The organism is Oceanospirillum maris DSM 6286, from assembly GCF_000422865.1.
Taxonomy (GTDB): Bacteria; Pseudomonadota; Gammaproteobacteria; order Pseudomonadales; family Halomonadaceae; genus Oceanospirillum; species Oceanospirillum maris.
On sequence record NZ_KE383938.1, the window covers coordinates 1 to 25,274 of the forward strand.

19 protein-coding genes, 2 tRNA genes and 1 pseudogene are annotated in these 25,274 nt (G+C 44.3%); 16 read left to right on the forward strand and 6 right to left on the reverse strand.

The genetic code is table 11. The annotated features are described in order from the left end of the window. The coding region (locus tag G517_RS20575; protein ID WP_169447921.1) for a transposase at positions 1-311 on the forward strand (311 nt) is incomplete at its 5' end. Between the two features lie 85 nt (positions 312-396). Here the strand turns inward: G517_RS20575 and G517_RS21155 are convergent. Then, positions 397-1,740 (reverse strand): annotated as a pseudogene (locus G517_RS21155) (ribonuclease R family protein); the annotation flags it as partial. Between the two features lie 90 nt (positions 1,741-1,830). Here G517_RS21155 and G517_RS0115890 point away from each other — a divergent pair. Both G517_RS0115890 and G517_RS0115895 read left to right on the forward strand, forming a co-directional pair. Beyond that, positions 1,831-1,917, forward strand: a tRNA-Leu gene (locus G517_RS0115890). A gap of 64 nt (positions 1,918-1,981) precedes the next feature. After that, a tRNA-Leu gene (locus tag G517_RS0115895) sits at positions 1,982-2,068 on the forward strand. A 153-nt stretch (positions 2,069-2,221) separates the two neighbouring features. Here G517_RS0115895 and G517_RS0115900 read toward each other — a convergent pair. Then, positions 2,222-3,058 (reverse strand): DNA/RNA non-specific endonuclease, encoded by an 837-nt coding sequence (locus G517_RS0115900; protein ID WP_028305223.1) that lies wholly within the window; start codon positions 3,056-3,058, stop codon positions 2,222-2,224. 187 nt (positions 3,059-3,245) lie between these two features. On the opposite strand from G517_RS0115900, the gene G517_RS0115905 reads away from it, so the two are divergent. From G517_RS0115905 to G517_RS0115940, 7 genes are all read left to right on the forward strand, one after another. After that, positions 3,246-4,106 (forward strand): hypothetical protein, encoded by an 861-nt coding sequence (locus G517_RS0115905; RefSeq protein ID WP_028305224.1) that lies wholly within the window; start codon positions 3,246-3,248, stop codon positions 4,104-4,106. 252 nt (positions 4,107-4,358) lie between these two features. Next, positions 4,359-4,670 carry a c-type cytochrome gene (locus G517_RS0115910; RefSeq protein ID WP_028305225.1) on the forward strand — a complete coding sequence of 104 codons (312 nt, stop codon included), beginning with the start codon at positions 4,359-4,361 and terminating at the stop codon, positions 4,668-4,670. Positions 4,671-5,147: 477 nt separating this feature from the next. Then, a complete protein-coding gene (locus tag G517_RS0115920) occupies positions 5,148-6,848 on the forward strand; it encodes a cation:proton antiporter (protein WP_028305226.1) in 1,701 nt (566 codons plus the stop codon). Between the two features lie 13 nt (positions 6,849-6,861). Next, on the forward strand, positions 6,862-7,800 hold the full coding sequence (locus tag G517_RS0115925; RefSeq protein WP_028305227.1) for a universal stress protein: 939 nt from the start codon (positions 6,862-6,864) through the stop codon (positions 7,798-7,800). A 107-nt stretch (positions 7,801-7,907) separates the two neighbouring features. Further along, complete coding sequence (locus G517_RS0115930; RefSeq protein WP_028305228.1) at positions 7,908-8,675, forward strand: AraC family transcriptional regulator; 768 nt, start codon at positions 7,908-7,910, stop codon at positions 8,673-8,675. A gap of 394 nt (positions 8,676-9,069) precedes the next feature. Then, on the forward strand, positions 9,070-10,545 hold the full coding sequence (putP, locus tag G517_RS0115935) for a sodium/proline symporter PutP (RefSeq protein ID WP_028305229.1): 1,476 nt from the start codon (positions 9,070-9,072) through the stop codon (positions 10,543-10,545). 282 nt (positions 10,546-10,827) lie between these two features. Continuing rightward, complete coding sequence (locus G517_RS0115940) at positions 10,828-12,639, forward strand: HDOD domain-containing protein (RefSeq protein ID WP_028305230.1); 1,812 nt, start codon at positions 10,828-10,830, stop codon at positions 12,637-12,639. A 105-nt stretch (positions 12,640-12,744) separates the two neighbouring features. On the opposite strand, the gene G517_RS0115945 is transcribed toward G517_RS0115940, so the two are convergent. Beyond that, entirely contained in the window at positions 12,745-13,767 is a 1,023-nt protein-coding gene (locus tag G517_RS0115945) for a hypothetical protein (RefSeq protein ID WP_028305231.1), read from the reverse strand. A 115-nt stretch (positions 13,768-13,882) separates the two neighbouring features. Further along, complete coding sequence (locus tag G517_RS20325) at positions 13,883-14,464, reverse strand: TetR/AcrR family transcriptional regulator (RefSeq protein WP_051206506.1); 582 nt, start codon at positions 14,462-14,464, stop codon at positions 13,883-13,885. A gap of 392 nt (positions 14,465-14,856) precedes the next feature. On the opposite strand from G517_RS20325, the gene G517_RS0115955 reads away from it, so the two are divergent. Continuing rightward, complete coding sequence (locus tag G517_RS0115955; RefSeq protein ID WP_028305232.1) at positions 14,857-16,848, forward strand: monovalent cation:proton antiporter family protein; 1,992 nt, start codon at positions 14,857-14,859, stop codon at positions 16,846-16,848. Positions 16,849-16,903: 55 nt separating this feature from the next. Continuing rightward, on the forward strand, positions 16,904-17,179 hold the full coding sequence (locus G517_RS0115960) for a late competence development ComFB family protein (protein WP_028305233.1): 276 nt from the start codon (positions 16,904-16,906) through the stop codon (positions 17,177-17,179). Here the strand turns inward: G517_RS0115960 and yegS are convergent, their stop codons facing one another. Next, complete coding sequence (gene yegS, locus G517_RS0115965; protein WP_028305234.1) at positions 17,180-18,124, reverse strand: lipid kinase YegS; 945 nt, start codon at positions 18,122-18,124, stop codon at positions 17,180-17,182. Positions 18,125-18,688: 564 nt separating this feature from the next. Here yegS and G517_RS0115970 point away from each other — a divergent pair. Further along, entirely contained in the window at positions 18,689-19,747 is a 1,059-nt protein-coding gene (locus tag G517_RS0115970; RefSeq protein ID WP_028305235.1) for a DUF3549 family protein, read from the forward strand. 90 nt (positions 19,748-19,837) lie between these two features. Here the strand turns inward: G517_RS0115970 and ppx are convergent, their stop codons facing one another. Further along, a complete protein-coding gene (gene ppx, locus G517_RS0115975) occupies positions 19,838-21,367 on the reverse strand; it encodes an exopolyphosphatase (RefSeq protein ID WP_245543275.1) in 1,530 nt (509 codons plus the stop codon). Positions 21,368-21,708: 341 nt separating this feature from the next. Between ppx and trxA the strand changes: the two genes are divergently transcribed. The 3 genes from trxA (at position 21,709) to ubiD (ending at position 25,155) form a co-directional block, all read left to right on the forward strand. After that, entirely contained in the window at positions 21,709-22,035 is a 327-nt protein-coding gene (gene trxA / locus G517_RS0115980) for a thioredoxin TrxA (protein ID WP_028305237.1), read from the forward strand. A 213-nt stretch (positions 22,036-22,248) separates the two neighbouring features. Beyond that, positions 22,249-23,508 (forward strand): transcription termination factor Rho, encoded by a 1,260-nt coding sequence (gene rho / locus G517_RS0115985; RefSeq protein ID WP_028305238.1) that lies wholly within the window; start codon positions 22,249-22,251, stop codon positions 23,506-23,508. A 171-nt stretch (positions 23,509-23,679) separates the two neighbouring features. After that, on the forward strand, positions 23,680-25,155 hold the full coding sequence (gene ubiD / locus G517_RS0115990) for a 4-hydroxy-3-polyprenylbenzoate decarboxylase (protein ID WP_028305239.1): 1,476 nt from the start codon (positions 23,680-23,682) through the stop codon (positions 25,153-25,155). Positions 25,156-25,274 lie beyond the last annotated feature (119 nt).

Consider the following 25,274-nt stretch of genomic DNA (forward strand, 5'->3'; position numbering starts at 1 on the left):
CTCAGTACCCGTTGGTGATTAAATCGTGGCGGAGTAAATGGGAGAATCTGGCCGTTTACTTCAAGTACCCAGAGCAGGTGCGCAAAGCGATTTACACGACCAATGCGGTTGAGGCAGTACACCGCCAGTTCCGCAAACTGACCAAGACCAAGGGAGGCTTCGCCAATGAAAACGCGTTGCTCAAACTGCTGTACGCCGGTATGTTAAAAGCATCAGAAAAGTGGACGCATCCGGTGCAAAACTGGAATCTGACGCTATCGCAGCTGAGCATCCACTTCGAAGGACGGATCGACGGTTACGTAGATCTGTAAGCAATGGGTGACACAGAACTATGAACACCCTCATAGCACCACGCTGACTACGGGCAATACGCAACTGCTTGTACAAGCCATAAAGATCATGAATGGTGCTGATAAGATCAGAATGCTTCTCTTGAAAGATAGCCGCATCGGGATGATGCTCATCTTCAAGTAATGCGCCCACTTGGGTATAAGTCAGTCGAGCCTGGGATTGAATAACCGCTTCACAGAAACGGTAACGGCTGATCTCACCCTTGGCGCTAATGCTCATTTCACAAACCATCACGAGGCGATCAACATGAGGATTTAGAGAGCACAGACCGTTGGAGAGCAGTTCCGGTAGCATAGGAACCACTTGCCCAGGGAAGTACACAGAGTTACCACGACGATGGGCTTCATGATCCAACGGCGTATCCACACCAACATAGTGAGAAACATCCGCAATCGCCACAAACAGCTTCCAACTGCCCAAGCGTTTTTTCTCGCAGTAAACCGCATCATCAAAATCTTTAGCATCTTCGCCATCAATAGTAACGAAGGGCAGGTGACGCAGATCGACTCGATCCAGTTTATCGGCGTCTTGAACTTGATCCGACATATTGCGAATCTGCTCAAGCACTTCTTCTGGAAATTCATGGGGAATATTATGCTTGCGAATGGCGATATCAATTTCCATTCCCGGTGCCATCTCGTCGCCAAGCACTTCTTTAATAGCACCTTGCACATGGGCACGACGTGCAGGCTGCTGAGTGATAGCAACACTCACAATCTGACCGTCAAGTGCTCCTGCATCTTTGCCCGCGGGAATTAACACATCATGGTGCAGTTTTGGGTTATCTGGCTGTACATAGCCGATGCCATTACGCTCAATCTTGTAATGACCAACAATCTCTTTTGTGTTGTGCTGCAAGACTTCGACAACAGCGCCTTCTTTTCGTCCACGGCGGTCAACGCCCACAATTCGTGCTAAGGCATAATCACCGTGGTAAACCAATTTCATCTGGTGGTTTGATAGGAACAGATCTTCACCACCTTCATCAGGAACTAAAAAGCCGAATCCATCAGCGTGTGCATCAATGCGTCCTTTAACCAGTTGCATTTTAGAGATCAGGCCATAGGCCCCTTTACGGTTACTGAGTAACTGTCCGTCTCGTTCCATCGCTTTTAAACGACGGCGTAGTGCCTCTATATCATCATCGCTAGTTAGCCCCATACGCTCACAAAGCTGCATATGGGTCAGGGGTCGCCCGTAGTTTTCTAGCCATTCCATGATAAACTCGCGACTTGGCACGGGGTTATTATATTTGGTGGCTTCTCTGTCGGCATGGGGGTCCTGATTTACTGACCAACGTGTCATATCGTTTACCTTTTTTATCAATCTATATCTTCTTTTTTCGTCTATTTTTATGTATTCAACAAAGTAACATTGATTATACGGCATAGCGAAAGAATTTGCGTTTCAAGGCTTTTTTTGTGGCAAAATGTCTTGCGCAAACAAAATCCGCCCCTATAATATGCGCTCAGTTGTTCGGCCCAGGTGGTGGAATTGGTAGACACGCTAGCTTCAGGTGCTAGTGACCGTATGGTCGTGGAGGTTCAAGTCCTCTTCTGGGCACCAATATTTAGATCTAGTTTAGATAAAAAACGTTACAACTGATTGATATAAAGATTCAAAGCATTGAGCCCAGGTGGTGGAATTGGTAGACACGCTAGCTTCAGGTGCTAGTGGCCGTATGGTCGTGGAGGTTCAAGTCCTCTTCTGGGCACCATTTCAATGCAAATTCCTATACCCTCCCTTTTTTCACACCTTCTCCTTTTTCCATCTCCTATATCTTTTTTATATTCCATATAAAGCCCCAACCATCTTCTGCATAAATCCGTAGCATTTATTGATTAGTCGTATTTATTGATTAAACGAACGGCTAATAACGCGATGGTTTTCGTGCAACCTCCCATAGACGCCAACGCGGATCAATCTCTAAAGACTCCAGTTTAGCTTCTTCCTGATCATCCAATTCGCTAAAAAAGTTATAACCGGTAACCTCTTCTACTTTATCTACACTAACGACGAACGCATTTAAAGACTCATTGCCCTGCACCGTTTGAGGCATTAAAAAAGCCAGCATACTTTCAGCCTTGCCTTGTGTGTTAATTCCAACAAAGATCTTATAGAAGCCATCAGGAATTTCTACCCAGCTATCCAAGCGCTGAATATCTTGATCAAACACAGGGCCAGTGATAACAGCGACACGGGAAAACTGTTTGGTAAAATGATCCACCGCAGCCTCTTCTAATCGCTGCCAAATTTTACGGTTTAGATTTGGCTTTTGCGGCACGATATTGGTCATTAAAAAGGTTTCAACTTGGGCTTTTTTGCCATAAAGACGAGAGATTGCATAGTTGGGCGCCAAATGGCCTCGATCATAACCAGAACGGGTATAATCCTGATGCTTCACTCGCCAGACAGTACGCCAATCTTCACTAAACTGTCCGGGGCGCTTATAGCCTTGCTGCTTTTGTGCATCCGTTAGCTCTTGTAGCCAATAGGTTGACCACATAGGATTCAACCGCAGGTCAGAATAACCCACCATAAAACCATCATTACGCAACACACGATACCAATGTTGCCAGCCAGATTCCGTTCGCTCCGGCATCCCGCCATAGATAAAATTATTGCGACTATTTTGCTCAAGGTAATACCATGCGGTACTCCCTAAGATGGCGAGTATAAAAGCTAATACCACAGGAATTGCGCGCACACTGTATCCTTACAATAGGTGAGTTGTTATTTGGCCATGATTTTAACATGGCATCTCTAGAGTTTTGACGTAAGCAAGCAGAGTAAACATTTAATGCCACCTACACGCAAGATGCTTGAATTACCGCTAGCTTAGTGTGCCTAGAATGGTTACAGTCAATTTAAATTAATCAGCTTGCTGTTATAAAATGTCACTTATTAAATACGTCTTTAGCCTAATTTTATTGCTTTTTCTGCCTATCACTGCGCAGAACTCTTTTGGTGCCAATAGCTCTGAAGAATCTGACGATGCTTTGCAACATTTTCGTCTTTTGCTATCAGAACAGCTAGACCCTAATCGTGCGACCATTGAACGTGTATTTAACCCTATAGGCGAAGGACAATCGCTACTGGTACGTGCCTATGTTTCTGGGCCTCAGGAACTGGTTTATCGTCCACTGTTTGACGAAGCTGAAGATGGCAGCATTGTGTCAACCCACTCCGACAGCTTTATGATGCGTACACTCCCAGGAACTGAACTTAAAGAAGTGCTAATCAACTACGAAGAAGATAAAAAGCATTATGAACTTTTTTTCGGGAGATTCCATTACAGCGTGTCCCCAGATATGGATGATGTAAACCATATTTCCACCCGTGTTGAAGCCGCTCACTTTTTGACTCAAAACTTCCAAACACTCTTCATTGATCAACCCTCTGCAGCATTGGGTATTCGCTATTTATTTGACAAGCAAAGTCAACAAGGGACACCGGCTGTAATTCAGTTGAAAAAAGAATACAAGGACAGTTCAACAGGGGCGCTAATGGTGACCAGTGATGGGGAGATTCTGAATCAGTATCGATTTAAAATGTATCAATCGATTGATGTTGAGCCTGTTTACTTTATCGAACAATATCACCTAGATAAAACAGGTACCATTCGCTACTACATTCAGCCCGATGGACTGCAAAGCTACCACCTTGGTAAATCCGGTGAAGAAAAAGCTGGAGACTGGATTCCCCGTCAGCATATGCAAAAACCTCGATTGCTTCAGCCCTCAGCGACACCTTGAACCTCAATACCTAAAACTCTCGTTGTATAAGACTCATCGGCATAGACCTAGGGTTGGTATGCGACCTATGACCGCCTTTTTTTATCACCAAAAAAGAGTATTCTTAGGGCAAATATGATTTAAACCAATGTGAGATGCGATGGCTTCTGATTTGATGACCCGCATAGTTAAAAACCGTTAACAGACTTCACCCGTAAAGTCTGTTAATGACAATAGTAAAAAGCTTGATGATAAAAACCTAAGGTGAGTTTTATGAAAAAATTATTAGCTGTTGCTGGTATCGTTATGATGACTGCTTCTGGTGCGACAATGGCTGCAGGTGATGCGGCGGCAGGAAAGACAAAAGCAGCGGTATGTGCAGCATGTCATGGTGCAAATGGTATCAGCATGATTCCGATGTACCCTAATCTAGCCGGCCAAAAAGCTCAGTATATTGAAAATGCAATTAAAGCATATAAAGCAGGTCAGCGTGGCGGCCCCACTGCAATGCTTATGAATCCTCAAGCAGCAGCGTTGAGTGATCAAGATATTGCCGATTTGGCCGCATACTTTAGCTCGCTTTAAGTATTCTTAATATCTTTTAGTGTCAAAAAAGGCTCTCTTTTTCTTGAGGGTCTTTTTTTATTTTTGAGCTAATCTATCCCCTCTCCTCTTTTTATAAGCACGGCCATAACGACTATAAATACAGCCATGTCAATTATGCCAATATCATCTATTACCAATAGAAACTCTTCTATCAAAACCTACCACAACCTTTCGACTATTAAGAGCAGAAGGCATAGCTTAAAACAGCGCTATTAATTCCGACTAAATTACAGGGTCAATTTCTCACCAATACTTTATTTTTTTAAACAAAATGTAACAATTTAATCAATCAATCAATTGAACTAGCCTATTTATTCTTTGTCTTAACGTGCTAACTCAATATTAGAGAACTTCTGACCAAGCGAAAGCCGCAATAACATTGCACTGAATAGATACAGAAGCCGCCACTACTAATTATTTGCCATCTTGTATGGCTTAATTTCAGGATTGAATACGATGCTTGATTTTATTGCACTCTCACCATTTATGGAGATGACCGCACTCCTAGTGATGGCTGCATTTATTGGCTTTATAGGTCAGTTGCTACGCCAACCTCTGATCGTAAGCTTTATTACTGTAGGCTTATTAGCTGGCCCTTCAGTACTCGATATTGTTCACAACAAAGAACAGATTGAACTCCTTTCAGAACTTGGCATTGCCGTTCTGCTATTTTTGGTCGGTATAAAGCTCGATGTAAAGCTGATTCGATCTATTGGTAGCGTTTCCATTCTAACAGGCTTAGGCCAAGTTCTTTTTACCTCATTATTTGGCTATGGCATTGGTTTAGCGTTAGGTTTAAGTTCTTTAGAAAGCCTATACGTTGCCATCGCCTTAACATTTTCATCGACCATTATTATCGTCAAACTACTTTCTGATAAGCGGGAAATTGACGCGTTACATGGTCAAATAGCACTTGGCTTTCTTATCGTACAAGACTTAGTCGTTGTTTTAGCCATGATCATGTTAGCAACCATCGGCATAGGGTCTAGTTCAACAGGGGTCGGTCAAGAAGCAAGTATTATTCGTGTCGCCGCATCAGGTATTGGCTTGGTTGTTTTTGTTATTATTTTTGTACGCTACTTTGCCGATGCACTGACAGAACTACTGGCAAAAACCCCTGAATTATTGGTTATTTATGCCATTGCTCAAGCGGCATTCTTTGCAGCATTAGGCAGTTATGTTGGCTTAGGAATGGAAGTAGGCGGACTACTTGCCGGTATAGCACTAGCATCAACACCTTACAGAGAAACCATCGCGGCGCGCTTAGGCCCGCTAAGAGACTTTCTTTTACTCTTCTTCTTTATAGCCCTAGGGGCAACATTAGATCTATCACAGCTTGGCAATCATCTTACTGGAGCCTTTGTCTTCTCACTGTTTATTTTAGTCGGCAATCCATTAATCGTTTTGATTATTATGGGTATATTAGGCTACAAAAAACGCACAGGTTTTTTGGCGGGTTTAACCGTAGCCCAGATTAGTGAGTTCTCATTGATCTTTGTTGCGATGGGAATTAGCCTAGGCCATGTTGGGCAGGATGTTCTGGGACTGGTAACACTCGTAGGGATTATTACTATTGCCGCATCAACCTACATGATCACTTACTCGCATCAGCTTTATGATCTATTTGAGCCTGTTCTTGGTTTTTTCGAAAGAAAAGATACACCTCGAGAACTTAGCTACAACACAGACAGCGCCTCTGATACTTACCCTGTTATTATCTTTGGCTTAGGCCGTCTAGGCACGGCAACGGCTCAAATATTAAGAGAAAAGGGTATTGATGTTTTAGGTATTGATTTCAATCCAACAGCAGTTAAACGTTGGAAGGCTATAGAACTTAATGCCGAATACGGTGACGCAACAGATGCCGAGTTTATCAATGAGCTTCCCGTTCGATCAGCACAGTGGATTATTTCTACTATTCCCCAGCATGTCACTGGCTTAACGTCAGAAGACGCTCGAAAAACATTAGTACAGATTGCAAGAAGTACCGGCTTTACAGGCCAGATAGCGGCTATGTCACATAATGCTTATGATTCAGAAGAGCTAAAGCTAGCGGGTATTGATTTAACACTGGAACCTTATAAAGATGCCGCAGAAAGAACAACAGAAATAATAATGGAACAGCTAGCCATTAAAATGACAGCTAACAAAAAATAGGGGTAGCCTTGATATGCAACGTTTTAAAAAAATTCTGTACATCATTAGTCCAGAAATAGAGCGAACCCCTAATTCATTAATCAGGGCGCTGAATTTAGCCGAAAATAATGCCGCAAATATTACCGTTATATCTGTTTTTCAAGATATTAATGTACCAGATAAAAAAATTGCTTTAGATCAAATAAAAAAACGGATTGAAGCAAAAGTAGCCGAGATAAAAGCATCTCTAAATAATAAAACCGTAGTTGATTGTTTTGTACGTGAAGGAAAAATAACCGTTGAAGTGGTTCGTGCTGTTCTAGATCATGGCTATGACCTTGTTGTTAAAGAAGCTGAAAACCCCAGCTGGCTTGAACGTCTGCTGGGCAGTGAAGACATACATTTATTACGTAAGTGTCCCTGCCCAGTTTGGCTGTCAAAACCAGATGACAAAGGTAACTATCAAACCATTATGGCTGCGGTAGATTTTGATAGTGATGAAAACCCGAGCAGTCGAGCCTTAAACAACACGATAATGGATCTATCAAGCTCCCTATCCCTATCAGACTTTGCAAGCTTGCATCTGATTACGGTATACGACTCTCTGGAAGCTGGCGCGCTAAGTCTTTGGTCCAGCGAACCAGAGCAACTCAAACGTAACTTAGAGTTAGCTGAATATAAAAGAAAAAAACAGGCGATGGATCAACTGCTTGATGATATGAAAGCAAAGCTTGATCAAAAGAATTATGACTATATCGCTCCAATTACCCACTTGATACAGGGAGCACCTTCTCAACAGTTGCCTAAAATGGCTAAGCAGCTAAAGGCTGACTTGGTTGTAATGGGAACTCTTGGCAGAGCTGGTATTCGCGGTATCGTCATAGGCAATACGGCGGAGTCACTTTTATTAGAGTTAGACTGCTCTGTTCTGGCAATTAAGCCCGAAGGTTTTATTTCTCCTATCACTTTTTAGGTCGATAGTTTTACATTAATGAGAATCGTTAGCAAAATAGTCCTTTACCCACTAAACCAAAGTCGTACAATACAGCGTAACCCTTAAATCGGTCCAAGAGGCGACCCATGAATACGGCGATCCGCGTAAACCGACTTCCCAACAGTTGTCTGAACCATGACCATGAATACCATCAACTAGTTGTGGCTCTATCTGGCAAGGCTGAATTTGAAATAGAAGGCAATCAAGGCATCGTCACCCCGTGGCAAGGATGCCTGGTTCCTTCAGAGCACACGCACTATTACGAAGGTATTGGTGCGAATAACCACCTGATTATCGACCTTCCCCACCAGCACCCTTTATTGCAAAGTAGTGTGATTGATTTAAGCCGCCTATTTGATACTCCCGGTTATTTTAATATTGATAGCAATCTAAAACTGTTTCTTTCCTTTATGCTGAAAGAAGTCGCGCTATTCAATGATGACCCCGGCACGGCAGACTTCCTTGCCTTTGCCTTTTTACACCGACTGCACCAACGTATTTTCCAACAAGAAGCCCCATTAAAGCAGATTGATCGCGTAACGCTTAAGCTCGACTTGATTGACCGCTACATAGCTAACCATCTTGCGGAAAAAATCACCGTTTCCCAGCTAGCCGATGTTGCCTGTATGAGTGGGAGCCATTTTCATATTATGTTTCGCAATGTTGTCGGCATCACACCACATCAATACCTAATTCAAGCTAGGCTCAAGGAAGCAGCACGACTCTTACAGTGTTCTCAGTCAGCAGTTAATGATATTGCCGAACAAGTTGGATTTGCCAGTCAAAGCGCCTTAAGTAATGCATTTAAGCGGTGTTATCAACTAACGCCAGGCCAGTACAGAAATAAGCATTGATTGTTTTTTCATCTCAACTTCATAGTTTTTTGCAAAAAAACCACAGTTTTTTGCAAGAAGCCCCGCACTCATCACAATAGAGTGGCATTAGCGTGGGAATCTATACCTTCGCTTTGTGTCTTTTTTCTCATAAAACACACTGAGAAAGTACCATTTCCTAGGGTAGGAAATGGTTCAAATTAGGCAAAAATAGATGTAATCATCTACGCTCAGTAGATATTACAGACATTATGCCCTGTCATATCGAATTAAAAGACGGCTTGCCTTAATCAAATCCCGTTCTTTATCGAATGTGGCTGGTTGGGTTAAAACCTCCTGTTGAGAGGTTAGCGGAAACACCAGTCGGTGTGCCCATAAAAATAACTAGAGAGTCTGCACATAAAGGTAAACTACCATGGTAGAAACTAACGCGATTGTTGGATGGACCTTTGTGGTCTATATCGCCCTAATGCTGGGCATCGGTATCTATGCATACCGCAGAACACAGGATCTTTCTGATTACATTCTAGGTGGCCGCAGCTTAGGCCCTTGGCCTTCGGCACTATCTGCTGGTGCATCTGATATGAGTGGCTGGTTGCTACTCGGTCTGCCTGGTTATGCTCTAGCGGCAGGTTTTGAAGCCTTCTGGCTTGCTGGTGGCCTTCTTGTCGGTACATGGTTGAACTGGTTGATCGTTGCAGGTCGCCTACGCGTATACAGCCAATTGGCAAGCGATTCCTTAACGCTGCCGGAGTTCTTTGAGAAACGCTTCCGTGATAACTCTCACCTTCTGCGTATTATCTCTGCGTTCTTTATTCTTATGTTCTTCCTGTTCTATACCAGTTCTGGCCTAGTGGCAGGCGGTAAGCTCTTCGCAACCGTATTTGGTATGGACTACTTCACTGCGGTGCTGGTTGGTACTCTTGCTGTAATCACTTACACTTTCTTTGGTGGTTTCCTAGCGGTTTCTTGGACTGACTTGGTTCAAGGCTTAATGATGTGTGCGGCCTTGGTTATCGTTCCTGTCATCCTACTCGGTGAAACCGGTGGTATGTCCGGTACATTTGCTGCGATGGAAGCGAAAAACCCTGAATTCCTAACCATGTTTAGCGGCATGGATGGTGAGCCACTCACTGCAGTGGCCATTATCTCTTTGGTTGCTTGGGGTCTTGGTTACTTTGGTCAGCCTCATATCCTAGCGCGTTTCTCTGCGATCCGTAGCGAAGCTGATATCCCTGCAGCTCGTCGTATTGCAACGATCTGGACTGCAATCAGCCTGCTAGGTGCTTGCTTTGTAGGCTTTGGCGCTGTTAGCTATCTTGATGCAGGTCTGAGTGATGGCGAAACCGTATTTATGGTATTGGTTAACGCTCTATTCCACCCTGTTGTTGCCGGTATATTACTCGCAGCTATTCTAGCAGCGGTTATGTCGACTGCAGATTCTCAGCTTTTGGTGTGTTCTTCTGCACTAACGGAAGATTTCTACAAATCTCTATTCCGTAAAGATGCCTCTCAGAAAGAACTGGTTATGGTGGGTCGTATTGCTGTAGTTGCTATTGCGGCTATCGCTCTACTGCTTGCCCGTGACCCAGATTCCTCTGTATTAGGTTTGGTTTCTTACGCTTGGGCTGGTTTTGGTGCCGCATTTGGCCCAACCTTGATATTAGCGCTGTTCTGGAAGCGTATGACTCGTAACGGCGCTCTAGCGGGTATCATTGTAGGTGGTGTAACGGTTGTTATCTGGAAACAATTAACTGGTGGTATGTTCGACATCTACGAAATTGTACCGGGCTTCATTCTTGCTTGGATCGCTATCTATGCTGTCAGTTTGGTGACTCCTGAACCATCTAAAGAAATTCAGGATGAGTTTGAGCAAGTTGCGAACCGCTAGCCAGCTATTTAAGCCAATTCAAGTGCTCAAGCCGCACTTGAATGACGGTCAAACTGTTTGAAATAAGAGACCCTTTTTAGGGTCTCTTATCGTTTCAAATCTAATTAAAAAAGAGGCTTATAACCTCTGCTCTACCTCTCATTCCTCAATCTACAAACAAATACTAAAAACCCGAACCCTGAAGCACAAACCTTAAGATATCTGGGTTACAATATTGACAACCGCTTGTATTGTTTTATATCTGACAAGTCTGCACCTTGGGCTAGAACTCTGGAATTCTGCATGTCTTTAAAAGCTAACGCTCAGAAAGCATCTACAGCAAAAGGCCTTAAGCACTGGCACAAAGAGCTACTTAAAGTCTCTTTACCGGCACTTGCTAATACAGGTCAACAGCTGAAGAAACAACTTCAAAATCCTGATTGTTCTCTGCGGGATATTGAGGTTATTGTTGCAGAAGATCCGGTTCTTTCTTTCCAGTTGCTCACCCAAGCCAACCTGATTCGTACCACGCCTGAAAACGATGTGTTGTCGCTGCCCCATGCACTATCCTTGTTAGGGATGGATAAGCTTCAGCCTTTGTTGAAAAATATCAAATATATTCAATTTGATCCTAAGAAGGTTACCCATAACGCCTTCTTACAAGCACTGAATATCAGTCTGCACGCGGCGACTCAAGCATTCTATATTGCAGAGAAAAAGAACAGCGGTAGCGGTGAAGGACATTACTGGATCTCTTTACGCTTAAGCTCCGTTTTTTGGCTACTCTCTCTGGCATCACCAAAGACCTATCACGGGATTGAACAACGCGTGCTTACCGGTGAAAGTCGCCACATCGTAGAGAAAGAAATACTGGGCTGTACCACTCAAGAACTGACTCGATCAATGCTCAAGGATTGGCAGCTGAGTAAGTTTACTCAAGAGCACCTTAATAAACTGCTCAATCCGTCGCCAAAAATGCTGGCAACCCTTGCAGCATCAGCTTGGCAGGATGGTTTTGCACCCGAAATAAAGCGTGCGCAACATATTTTCCTGCAAACTCCTTGGGTTGCAGCCGTTTTTGCCCACTGGTTAGCGCTAAATACAGCAGTTAATTGGCAGACACCAAAAACAGACCGAATCGAGCGGATGATTTCAGTTTATCTGAACAGTCCTTTAAACGATGTCATCACTTTCTTACACCGAAATGCGGTGCACTGTTCCAAAGCGCATGTACTTGAAGGGGTTTGGTCGCCAGCGATAAAACTACTGCACCCCGCCTTAGAAAGGCGCTCAATTCAAGCGCCAACGGTTTTGGCAAAACCCGAGATACCATCGGCGGAGACTATCGCCAAAGCTAAACGCTATAAAGACTTGTCTAGCGATACTCGTAAACGGGCTGAATTAAGTAGTGCTAAGCATCCTGCAGCGCTAGAAAAAATAGCACTAGAAAAACCCGTGCAGAGAAAAGTAGTACAGGAAACAGTAGTACAGGAAAAAGTAGTACAGGAAAAAGAAAAAGCAGCAGAACCGATAAAGCAGGCGGCAGTCAGTACCACATTATTTAAGCTGTTTTATTTGCAAACAGTTAAACAGCAGCAGGTTTTTTCTATCCATCAAATAATGGATGGTGCAAGTCAGGTGCTTAACTTTGACCTGGGGTTAACACGCTGTATTCTCTTTATGAAATCAAAAAAAGAGGGTGCCGTGAAAGGTGTGTATGCCAAGGGATTCACTGACAATACACCCTTTGGTGAAATGGCATTATCTGCCGATAACCAACATCTCTTTGGTAAGCTATTAAGTAAGCAGGCGGCCCTTTGGGTAACCAAAGAGACACAGGCACGCTTTGTACCTCAACTGCCTAAAGGTCTGTGGTCTGCATTAGAGCAACCTGATGAATTTGTCTTATCCAGCATTCTATTGCGAGGGGATGTATCCGGTATCCTCTATGCCGACAATACAGGCAGCAATAAAAAATTAGATGCGTCTAGTTATGCCACGTTCCGTGGAATCGCCCAAGCGATCAGTCACGGTATGGGGACTCTTGCAGATTTGAAGCAAAAAGAGAAAAAGGAAAAAAAAGAGAAAGGGCGTAAATCACCGCCCATGGTTTAAGAAGGTGTACTCACTGCATGGGTTACCCCTGACGCCATAGCTACCAAAGCATCATGATCACTCATAGCCTCCCTCTTTGGCCTTTAACCAACGGATATTAATGGGTTAGTTCATCACACCTAAAAGTTCTTGTTTTAGACGAGGGTCTAATAAAACAGCACTTTGAGGCAACCACTCCTTGCGTAACATTAACTTGCGGATAAGCTCATTAGAGCTAATCGCTTGCCGCCAAGTTGGCCCTTTTACAGCATGATCCATACAAGGTTGAGCGTATTCATTGATATATTCCTGCCAAAATTCTGGTAAAAACCGACGTACCGGACGACCCGTTTCACTAGCAATATGCTCAGCCAAGGCGAAACCGCTCGCATCCAAATCACCAAAATGAATGTGCGGCACATACTGCGGCATCATTTTTATGATATGAATGGCTAAATCAGGATAATCCAAGGGTGCCCAAACCAGCATAAGATGATCAGGAATATCCATATCGGTAAACACAGATAAGTTTTCGACGGTCATAACCATATAAGGCTGCTCACCATCAACTTCCGTAAGCTCCATCACATCCCGCTCGGGAATCGCCGCATGGGACATAAGCTGCAAGATAGGCCCAAGTCGAATCGGTTTCATCATTTTACGAACAAGATGCATATCCGTTGTACCGCGAATGCGCAGTACCGCATCTTCACTAATACGGTATTTAGGCAGTAGGCTTTGTAATTCGCTTGAAATCTCAGCCTGCTCATCGCCGCCATACAAGGTATTAAAGCTTTTCTTATTAATCCACACCGGCAGATCAAAACGGGTATTAGTACGAACAAACTCAAGCCGCTTCATAAAAGCAGATCGCTCATCACCCTTAACCGACATACCGGAAAGCGCTAGTTCCTGCCATTTAGGCAACTGGTTATCTAGCATTTTAGGATACTGACTACGCCCTTTTGCCGTTAAACAATACTCTTTATCGTTACTGGTCTGCTTCAGCCATTCTCGTTCTAGCAGCCCATTTATCAGCGGCCAGGTATAAACATCACGCCGTATGCGTTCTGTTTTGAATAAAGCGATAGCGGCATCTCGTACAATCTGACTTTGCCAATCTACTGCTAATTCAGGCTGATCACTCATTGAAAACCTCTTCCTTACAGATATACGTTGAGAGGCATCATACCTAAAGGCGATTCACGGGAATAGCTCTTACCTGTGATCTAAGGTTTCCAATGGTATTTAAACGTGTTAAAGGCTAACGCTGTAACTGTTTTAACAAGTCATCGGCAATACGCTGATAGTGCCCTCTATCACCGGAAGCCCTCGCCACAAGCATCGCTCCTTGCAAGGATGCTAATAAAATTCGCGACTGAGACTGAAAGCTACCAGAAAACTGCAGCTCATCGGCGTGCTGGCCTTGCTCTAACGTCTGCCCTAGCCAGCGCTCTGTTTCACAGGTAAAGCGTTGCAGATGCTCTTTTGCAGCTTGAGGCAATGCCTCTATTTCGGCAGAGAACATAATAACAGGACAAAGCTTCTCTTTATCTTTGATAATTCGACTGTAAACCCGCGTTAGCTCTCGGATACGAGTCAAGCAACTGCTGTGCTTAGCATCTAACTGATGCAGTCGTTCAAGAAACTGATCGACGTAGCGAGCACAGAGGCTAACCGCAAGGTTCCCTTTAGAAGGAAAATGGTAGTGAATACTTGCTTTACGGATGTTCACTCGTTCAGCAATATCTTGGTAGCTAAAACCGTTATAGCCCTGCCGCTGAAGTAGATCCTGCGCAATGTCGAGGATACGCTCAGCGGTCGATGCATTATTATTTTTATTCATCTAAACCCTAATCATCTGCAAATATAAATGCTGCAGTTTATCTGTTTGTTATTAGCGGTGGGTGATCACATTACGTCGTAACGCGTCGAGCCATCTTTTTTATTGTTCATCCCTGCAACCTATTATTTTTATTAAGGGACGCAGGGTTCGCAATCTTAGCATTAATGGAATAGACGAATCATCTTACCGATAGGTATAAGTTTTCCGTGAAACAAAATAAAAACCTTCCACAGGGTAGGGTTTTACGTTTTACCACAGACCATCACACAAGTCGTATTTTCTTTTTGTCATACAATGATTATTCTGAACAACAATTACCCTGAAGTAAGGTTATCTTTACCCTGACCAGCAAAAAATGATTTATCCCGATAACGACAAAAATAAGGCTGCGGATGTTAGAAAACACTGACTACTTTAATCAAGTCATGATCATTTTGGGCGGCTCCGTGGTCTCTACGGCGCTTTTACGCCGCTTACGTCTTCCTCCTGTTCTTGGTTACCTGATGGTCGGTCTTTTAATTGGCCCTTATGCCCTGCAGCTAATACCCAAAACTAATGATCTGCATTTTTTATCAGAATTTGGCTTGGTGTTCTTACTGTTTTCTCTGGGGCTAGAATTTTCCCTGGGTAAAATGAACGCGCTGCGTAAAACGGTATTTGGATTGGGCAGTGCACAAGTTGTTTTATGCAGTCTATTTTTCTGGTCTATTTTGTATTTTCTGTTCGATTTCAGCTCTGAAACATCTTTGATCATTGCCGGTGCCTTGGGCTTGTCATCAACGGCCATTGTTACCCAAGAGCTAACCCGCTGGAACGAGCTTAATAGTAATCATGGCCATGCCGCCATTGGTATCTTGCTATTCCAAGACCTTGCCGCCGTCATTTTCCTAATTATGATTCCCGCTCTTGCGGGCACGAACGACAACAGTTTCTCTTTCGAGATCGGCCTAATTCTACTCAAAGGCCTTGTACTGTTTGCCGTCATGTTAACGGTGGGCAAGTGGCTAATGCCGTTTATTTTCCATGAGGTCAGTAAAACTCGATCAGAAGAATTATTCGTAATGACAGTGTTACTCGTCGTACTTACCGCCGCTTGGATCACCCATGCCTTTGGTTTATCAATGGCTTTAGGGGCTTTTCTTGCGGGGATGATGCTGGGCGAGAGCCATTTCAAACATCAAATTGAAGCGGATATTCGTCCGTTCAGGGATATTTTACTGGGACTTTTCTTTGTCACTGTTGGTATGGAGTTGAACTATCACATCCTAATCAGCAATATTCACTGGGTCATACTCGGTAGCCTAGGATTGGTTTTATCCAAAGCGGTGTTAATCGCTATTTTAGCGCACTTATTAGGCAAAGAACGTTCATCATCCATTCGTACCGGCTTGATACTCGCCCAGGGCGGTGAGTTTGGTTTTGCACTCTTAACGCTGGCACTAACTAATAATCTTTTGGAACCTCAAGTTGCCAGCCTAGTCGTTGCTATTATTGTTTTTTCTATTGCTACAACCCCGTTTTTGATTCGATACAACGCCCATATTTGCAAGTTGATCATGCCAAATAAGCCCCATGAAGAACCAAGCCCTCACAATTCGGATGAGCTTGCAGAGGCCACATCAGAGCTTAGTCGCCATATTATTATTTGTGGCTTTGGTCGTGTTGGGCAGACTGTCGCACGGTTTATGCGTAAAGAAAATTTACCCATTCTTGCTTTAGATAATGATTCTATTCGGATTCAAGAGGCGACTGGCGGTGGCGAAAATGCCTTCTTTGGCGACTCTTCTAGCCGAAATGTACTAGAGGCCGCAGGCCTGCACAGAGCCAGTTTAGTGGTTATTACCGTTAACGAGTACGAACAATCCCTCGGTATTCTAAGAAGCGTTAGAGCTTTAGATGACGACATTCCCGTGGTCGTTCGTACCAGTGACGATAGTCATTTAGAAGACTTGAAAAGAGAAGGTGCAACGGAAGTCATCCCAGAAGCATTAGAAGGCAGTTTAATGCTTGTGACCCATGTAATGACCCAGATGCAGATTCCATTTCGTCGAATTGCCAAAATGGTTCAAACCGCTCGGGAGCAACGTTATCAATTGCTTCATGGTTACTTCCATGGGCGACAATCACAGCTGCTAGACAAAGAGGGTAATCCACTTATACGTTTGCATCCTGTGAAAATTAGTGACGGCTGCTTTGCGGCGAATAAAACACTAAATGAGCTCAATTTTGATCATCGGCAAGTTAAGGTCCTACGGGTTAACCGTCAGGATCTCGATATTGAAAAGCCAGAGGCATCGTTCCGCTTAGAGAGCGGCGACACGCTTATTTTACAAGGTATGTCTGACCATATTGAACAAGCAGAAGCCCGCGTATACAGTGGGTAATAGCTTAAAGACTCACCAGAGTGCTAAAACTAGATGTCATCTATAGGGGTATGTCATGTTACTTCAAAATATTCAAAACTATTATGAAAAGTTAATCATTGAAGAGCTAACAGAGCGAGGCCTATTGCCTGATAACACCAAGCAAGACTACGTTGAAGATATCGCCTGTGTCGCGCTAAACAGCCTGCCGCCACAATATATTCGCTTTGAGGTTGATATGGGGTTCTTTATGGAAGATGAAGACCATTACGTGATGCATCAGCAGGTAAAAGAAGCCTTAGATGCCGCTATCGATTTTGTTAACCACCATAAAAATCATGAAGTGAAATAATTAAGAAGACCCAGTTTGATTCACCTTTAGCAAAGGAGCCAGCTTCGGTAAATGTATGCGTAGCGCGTTGGGCTGAACCTCAAACCGCAGACGACTACTGGAGACTGGCTCACCATCAATATTAAAGTTCATACTCTGCTCTGCTTCAATTTCAAGCCAAGGTACACGGCGGTGAATCATCTGCTGCTGCATCACCTCTCCCTTACCTAGCATAAAATACTGCAGGGTATTGGTGAGCGTCTGTTGATCGGTTTTTGGCAAAATATTCAGATCTAATAAACCATCATCCAATAAAGCATTAGGGCAAAGCTCGTGACCACCTCCGGCCTGTCGCCCATTACCCACACCTAGAACCATAAAGGCTCCTTGCCAATTAAAATCAGGGGCTGTCACCGAACCTTCCACCGCGCTAATACTGGTAAATTGACTCATACCTGTTAATAGATAAGCTAGGCTACCAAGGGCGCGCTTTAGTTCATCCGGTGTTGAGGTTGTAATTTGAGCACCAAAGCCACCAGAAGCCATATTCAGAAAATAGTGATGGTTCACCTTCGCGATATCGATCGGCACAGGGGCAATTTCTATTACCAGCATTAACGCTTCCAGAGGAGCCAAAGGAATGCGGCAGCTAGCTGCAAAATCATTGGCGGTGCCTAAGGGAATCACGCCAAGCGAAGGCATGGCTAATAACGGCTCTGCGGCCATTGAGCCATTCACAACATCATTGACGGTGCCGTCACCTCCCGCTGCAATAACCGTATCAACACCTAGTTGCCGAGCCTCATAGGCTAACCGACGGGCATCACCTTCCTCCCAAGTCACTCGCACATCAATTTTATAGCGATGATCTCGCAACAAACGCACCGCATCACGCAAAGCAACATTTTGTGCCTCTTTACCATGCAAAATAATACGGATGTGGTAGCGCAAATCATCTGTACTCATAATATTAGATCTCAATTTACCTTATCTAAAGGCTAGCGAATCAAGTGCTATCTGTGGAAAACATCTGCCCGAAGCTTTTTAGCATAACCCTGTGGATAAAGACTGAATAGGCTGGGGTTTTGCAGTGAGTATACTGTTATTTCCCATAAATGCATCGCACTTAACAGGTCAAGCTTCAGGTGAACAAACGTTTAGAAAAAAAGAAACACTGTATATAAAAACATAATAACAGTCTGTTTTATCTCACTTTTTCTACTATCAACGACCAAGTATCACTATTTGCGGTGACACCACAGAAATACGTAACACCTTGATACAGCTATTCACAGTAATGCGGTAAACAGCTGTGGATAATTATGGGACAACTCTTCTATCCCTAGGGTGTATCATGCTTACAAGGGACTGTTCAATTTTCAACCAATGCCGAACAAGAATAACACTCAATGAAGACCGTAGGCACTAGAGAATTATCGTCAAAAGCTTTAATCTCTCACTGCTCTAAAAGATCAGTATAAAGATCTGCATAACCAGAATATTCTTCGGCTTAGCTAAATAGGAAAACCTATGTCTGACATCACAACGCTTACCGACTTTCTCGATAAAACCGGCGCCCATCTTCGCGTTTTTGATATGGGTCGACGGGTATCTTTGGTGTCCGCTAATACGTTTTCTCGTTTTGAACAATGCGAGCTGCCTTACCCGCAACCTTATATGTATCGCGCTCGTTTAGGTCTTTTGTTTTGGTATCCTCAAGCCCCTGAGCAACACTTTATTTGGTTTCTACAGTTTCCGCTGGATGAGCAAGGTTTTATTATCCAAGCATCTCGTGATGAATTCCTAAAGCGCCTTTTAGAAACCATCGGCCAAAATGCAAAAGACCTGTCTGAACAAGAGAACGAACACGCACAAAATATCATGAAGGATAACCCTATCGCCTTCACCCCAGACCAAGAGCGTCTTGCTATCTTTAACGCTAAAGCCAAACTCGCACTCGGTCAGCCTGCGTCTCGTTTCCATGATCAAGCGGAAGAATACTTTACTGGGCAGCGTGAATTTGATGATTGGGAAGATGTCGGCTTGCAAGGCATTGCCGATTTCACCGTTCGTCTTGAAAAGCAGAACAACGCCGATGACGTAACGAAACATATCGCACAATTCCCAGATATTCCCTTTGGCGCTCTATGTCGCTGCCTTGAGAATGAGGTCATCAATCATAAATTGGCCTCGGCCATTTGTGATCGCGCCAATACGCTGACCACAGATCCAGAGGCCGACTGCTTAACCCTAGCCGCCGCTATTCGCGGTGTGAGTCATAGCCAGGCTAAGGGCCTTAGAGATAATTTAGTTGAGGCAGTGCTGAACAGCGTACACAGTGAAGATATTGAGATATTAACGGTGATTGCCGCTCGTGCATGGGAAACGTTAGAAAACCCAGCTCTGTTAAAAATCTATTTAGAGAAATTAGCGACCTGTTCCGCTGGCGAGCAAGCTTTTATCAACATTGTCCGAGACCTGATCTTTGTACCTGGGCTACGCACATTGATTATTGCTCAGTTCCGCGACCCTGAGCGCAGCGAGGCTTTAAGTAATGCTATTGGTGTTTTGATGGGCGAGCCATCTTAAAAAGTTCTATCGAGCACATAAAAAAGCCCCACTTTATTCCCTGGACATCTTACAGCGGAATTAAAGTGAGGCTTTTTTTATATCAGACTGCTAAAAAACCAATTTATAGCCATAGGCACTAAGATAAGCTTGTTCTGCCTCTAAGTCTGCCTGCGTTAGTGGATTTTCTTCCAGCCAATCTTTAGGAAAACTGAGTTTAATCTGTGAGCCATCTACTTTAATTTTGGCATTCAGATTGCCCTCATCAGGTCGACTATGATTTAAATTAACCGCCAAACGCAGCAAAATGGCCAAGTAAATCAAGGGCTGCTCCAACGCCTCTGGCTGCATACGAAACTCTGCCATAGGAAATTTCCGACGATGGCTTCGTACAAGTACCGCCAACATTGCTTGCTGCTGCTGAGAAAACCCTGAAAGATCAGAATGATTCAGTAAGTAAGCGCCATGCTTATGGAACTGGCTGTGGGAAATACCCAAGCCTATCTCATGCAATTGAGCGGCCCAACGGAGAATCTGTTTAAGCTCATCATGCTTTAAATTCCATCCAGATTTCACCTGTTCGAAGAGGTTTAAAGCCGTTTGACTCACTGCGGTCGCCTGTTGAGGATCGGCCCGATAACGCTCACTGAGGCTATTAACCGTTTGTTCTCGGATATCTTTATCAGAGAAACGGCCTAACAGATCGGACAGAATCCCTTCTCGAAGCGCCCCTTCGGTAAAAGTCATCTCTTGAATATCAAACAGCTCGAAAATAGCCTGCAAAATAGCCACTCCCGCAGGGAATACTTTAGCCCGGTCCGCCCTTAAGCCATCCAGCTGTACGCTATCTAAATCTTTAAATTTAAGCAGGGCTTTGCTCAATTTACCCAGAGCCTCTGGCGTTATCAGTCCATCGCTCCAGCCATTTTGAAGCAGAACTGCAGCGGTAGCCTTGATTGTTCCTGACGTGCCAACTGTTTGCTGCCAGCCTAAGTTCTTATACGGCTTAACAATATTAAGCAGCTCGTTCTTAGCCGCAAGCACTGCCTGTTGATAGCGTTTTGTTGTAATTTGGCCGTCAGGAAAAAAACGCTTACTGTAAACCACGCAGCCCATATGCAAACTTTCTAGCGCTTGAGGTTCAAAGCCATCACCAATAATAAACTCCGTGCTCCCCCCTCCAATATCCGCCACCAAGCGTCGGCCTTTAGCTGTTGCCAAAGAGTGGGCCGCCCCGACATAGATAAGACGGGCTTCTTCTCGACCACTAATAATCTCAAGAGGGTGTCCCAATACTTTTTGTGCTCGATTTAAAAAGCTACGGGTATTGTGGGCCGCTCTTAAGGCGTTAGTCCCCACAATACGGATATTATCTGGGTCGACCCCCGTTAAAAAAGGTGCAAAACGGCTCAGGCAATCTAGACCTCGCTGTTGTGCTTCTTCTGTAAGGTTGCTGTCTTGATCAAGACCTGCCGCAAGTTGAACTTTTTCCCCAAGCCGTTCAAGGGTTTGAATCTCACCCTGTACCGAGCGGGCCACCATCAAATGAAAGCTGTTGGAGCCAAGATCAATAGCAGCAAGCAAATTACTATCGATCTTGGAATCTGATGGGGTTGTTGCTGGCTTATCCATTTCGCTCATTATTATTAGCCTTTCCGTCACACTTAAAGTTCCCGTCATTATGGCACGATCATAAAAGTGTCACATGACGAATCCATGACAACACCTTGCTTTTATTTATTCTGAACCATTTTGCCGGACGCTCTATTAGCAATTACTGTTATTTATTAGCTTATGCTTAATTCCAACTTTTACCGTCGGGCATTCCGGTGCTATGATAGAGCTATTCATTAAAAGGTATTTAATCAGTGCTAGGTATTCCTATTTAGCCTACCCCTGACGTGAATCCTCTTATCATCTTTAATGCTCCCTGCGCCAAGCAGTTGAATTGAGCGATTATTTTTTGCCTCGGAGGCATGTAAATGAGCGAAAATATTGTAAATGTTAGCGATGCATCTTTTGACGACGATGTTCTTAAATCAGACGTGCCAGTATTGGTTGATTACTGGGCGGAATGGTGTGGTCCATGCAAAATGATTGCGCCTGTTCTTGAAGAAATTGCTCAAGAATATGCAGGTAAAATTAAGGTTTGCAAACTAAACATCGATGAAAACACTGAAGTTCCACCTAAGTTTGGTATTCGTGGTATTCCAACACTGATGCTATTCAAGAACGGCAATGTTGAAGCAACGAAAGTTGGTGCTTTGTCTAAGTCACAACTGGCAACCTTCCTTGATGGTAACCTTTAAGTGACCCATATATTGCGCAGGCGCACTTGTCTGTGCAATATATACCGGCAAATGCTGGTACATTCTCCTCATTGATGGTATGTTTCTCAACGTTGTGTGCAATCCGCATACCTTCTCCTTTTAAACGCTACCGGCAGCAACTTGCTGGTCAGTCCCAGTCTGATCGAAGCCATTCGCCAGAATTTATCCGTAAACCAAAACTCCTAACGACCCATGAATCTTACCGAATTAAAGCAAAAATCTGTCCCTGAATTGATCGACCTCGCCCAAGAAATGGGCGTTGATAACGTTGCTCGCTCACGCAAGCAAGATATTATTTTTGCCATCCTAAAACGTCACGCGAAAAGCGGTGAAGATATTTACGGTGATGGTGTTCTGGAGATTTTGCAGGATGGTTTCGGCTTCTTGCGTTCTGCAGATAGTTCTTACCTAGCTGGGCCGGATGACATTTATGTCTCCCCGAGCCAGATTCGCCGTTTCAATATGCGAAAAGGCGATCACATTGCCGGTAAGATTCGTCCACCTAAAGACGGTGAACGCTATTTTGCTTTGTTGAAAGTTAACGAAATTAACTTCGACAAACCAGAGAATTCAAAGCACAAAATCCTGTTCGAAAATTTAACACCACTGTTCCCCGATGATCGCTTGATCATGGAGATCGGTAACGGTTCGACAGAAGATCTTACCGCTCGGGTTATTGATCTCGTCGCCCCGATAGGTAAAGGCCAGCGTGGCTTGATTGTTTCGCCACCAAAAGCCGGTAAAACCTTGATGTTGCAGAACATTGCTTCTTCTATCACCCGTAACAACCCTGAATGCCACATGATCGTACTCTTGATTGATGAGCGTCCAGAGGAAGTAACCGAGATGACTCGCTCGGTTCGTGGTGAAGTTGTTGCATCAACGTTTGACGAACCACCAGCTCGTCACGTTCAAGTGGCTGAAATGGTGATCGAGCGTGCCAAGCGTCTCGTAGAGCATAAAAAAGATGTTGTTATTTTGCTGGATTCTATCACCCGTCTTGCCCGTGCTTACAACACCGTGATTCCATCCTCTGGTAAAGTACTTACCGGTGGTGTTGATGCCCACGCTCTTGAGAAGCCTAAGCGCTTTTTCGGTGCAGCTCGTAATATTGAGCACGGCGGCAGCCTGACCATTATCGCAACCGCCCTTGTGGATACCGGTTCGAAAATGGACGAAGTGATTTTCGAAGAATTTAAAGGTACCGGTAACATGGAACTGCATCTGGATCGTAAGATTGCAGAGAAACGTGTCTACCCAGCCATTAATATTCGCCGCTCTGGTACCCGTCGTGAAGATCTTCTAACCACTGAAGACGGCCTGCAACGCGTATGGATTTTGCGTAAATTACTGAATCCAATGGAAGACACAGGCGCTATCGAGTTTATGCTTGATCGCTTGAAAGACACCAAAACAAATGATGAGTTCTTTGAGGCGATGAAGCGCAAGTAACCTCAAGGCTTATCAGTACGGTACGAAATAAGGGTAAGCGATGGCTTGCCCTTTTTCACATCTAACGAAAAGCCTCAGTTACCGTATAACGCTCTCCGCTCTCTGGCGGCTTAGCACCGGTGGCTTCTTCTAATATTATTAGCCTAAGATTCATGGCATTAGGGGTGTTCTATGCGCTATAAAGACCTACGTGAATTTATTGATCAGTTAGAGGCGATGGGCGAGCTAAAGCGCATCTCTCAGCCCATTGATCCCGTGCTTGAAATGACCGAGATTTGTGACCGAACCCTGCGTCAAGAAGGCCCTGCACTGCTATTTGAAAACCCCATCGGCCATACCATGCCCGTACTGGGTAATTTATTTGGTACCCCACGCCGGGTTGCATTAGGCATGGGTGAAGATAGCGTCGAAGCCCTGCGTGATGTGGGTAAACTGCTGGCTTATCTGAAAGAACCAGAGCCGCCCAAAGGCTTTAAAGACGCCATAGAAAAACTACCCGTCTTCAGAAAAGTGCTTAACATGGGGCCAAAAAAAGTTCGCAACCCTGCCTGTCAGGAAATCGTACTTGAAGGTGATCATGTTGATCTTTACAAACTACCCATCCAAACTTGCTGGCCGGGCGATGCAGGCCCCTTAGTGACATGGCCTTTGGTCATCACTAAAGGCCCTCATAAAGAACGCCAAAACTTAGGCATCTACCGCCAACAGTTAATTGGTAAAAACAAGCTGATTATGCGCTGGCTATCCCATCGAGGTGGCGCACTGGATTTCCGTGAATGGCAACAGGCCTATCCGGGCAAACCTTTTCCTATCTCCGTTGCACTAGGTGCAGATCCCGCAACGATTTTAGGCGCAGTTACCCCCGTACCAGACACGTTATCAGAGTATGCCTTTGCTGGGCTTTTACGCGGTTCTAAAACAGAATTAGGTAAATGTATCGGTAATGACCTTCAGGTTCCAGCTAACGCTGAGATTATTTTAGAAGGCCATATCTACCCTGATGAGATGGCACCGGAAGGCCCCTTCGGCGACCATACCGGCTACTACAACGAAGTGGAAAAGTTTCCTGTTTTTACCGTTGAGCGCATCACTCATCGTAAAAATCCGATCTACCACAGCACCTATACCGGTCGACCACCGGATGAGCCTGCTGTATTGGGCGTGGCACTGAACGAAGTCTTTGTTCCCATTTTACAGAAACAATTCCCAGAAATTGTCGACTTCTATCTACCACCGGAGGGTTGTTCCTACCGGATGGCGATTGTCAGTATGAAAAAGCAATATCCGGGACATGCCAAACGGGTAATGATGGGCGTTTGGTCATTCCTTCGTCAGTTTATGTACACCAAATTTGTGATTGTCACCGATGACGATATTAATATTCGAGATTGGAAGGATGTGATTTGGGCGATCACCACGCGTATGGACCCTGCACGAGATACCACCATGATCGAAAACACCCCTATCGATTATCTTGATTTTGCCTCACCTATTCCCCGCTTAGGTTCTAAAATGGGAATGGATGCGACCAACAAGATGCCCGGTGAAACGGATCGAGAATGGGGAGAGCCAATCGAGATGGATCCAGCGGTTAAACAACGCGTGGATGATTTATGGGATGATTTAGGGATCTTCAAAGCACCTTAAATCTTAAATAAAGCACCTTAAAATAAAGTACCCTTGCTTCGGTTTCTTACCATACCAAACAAGAAACAGACAAAGGTACAGTGAACACCGCAAGGGTTTACTGAGCGAATAGACGAAAC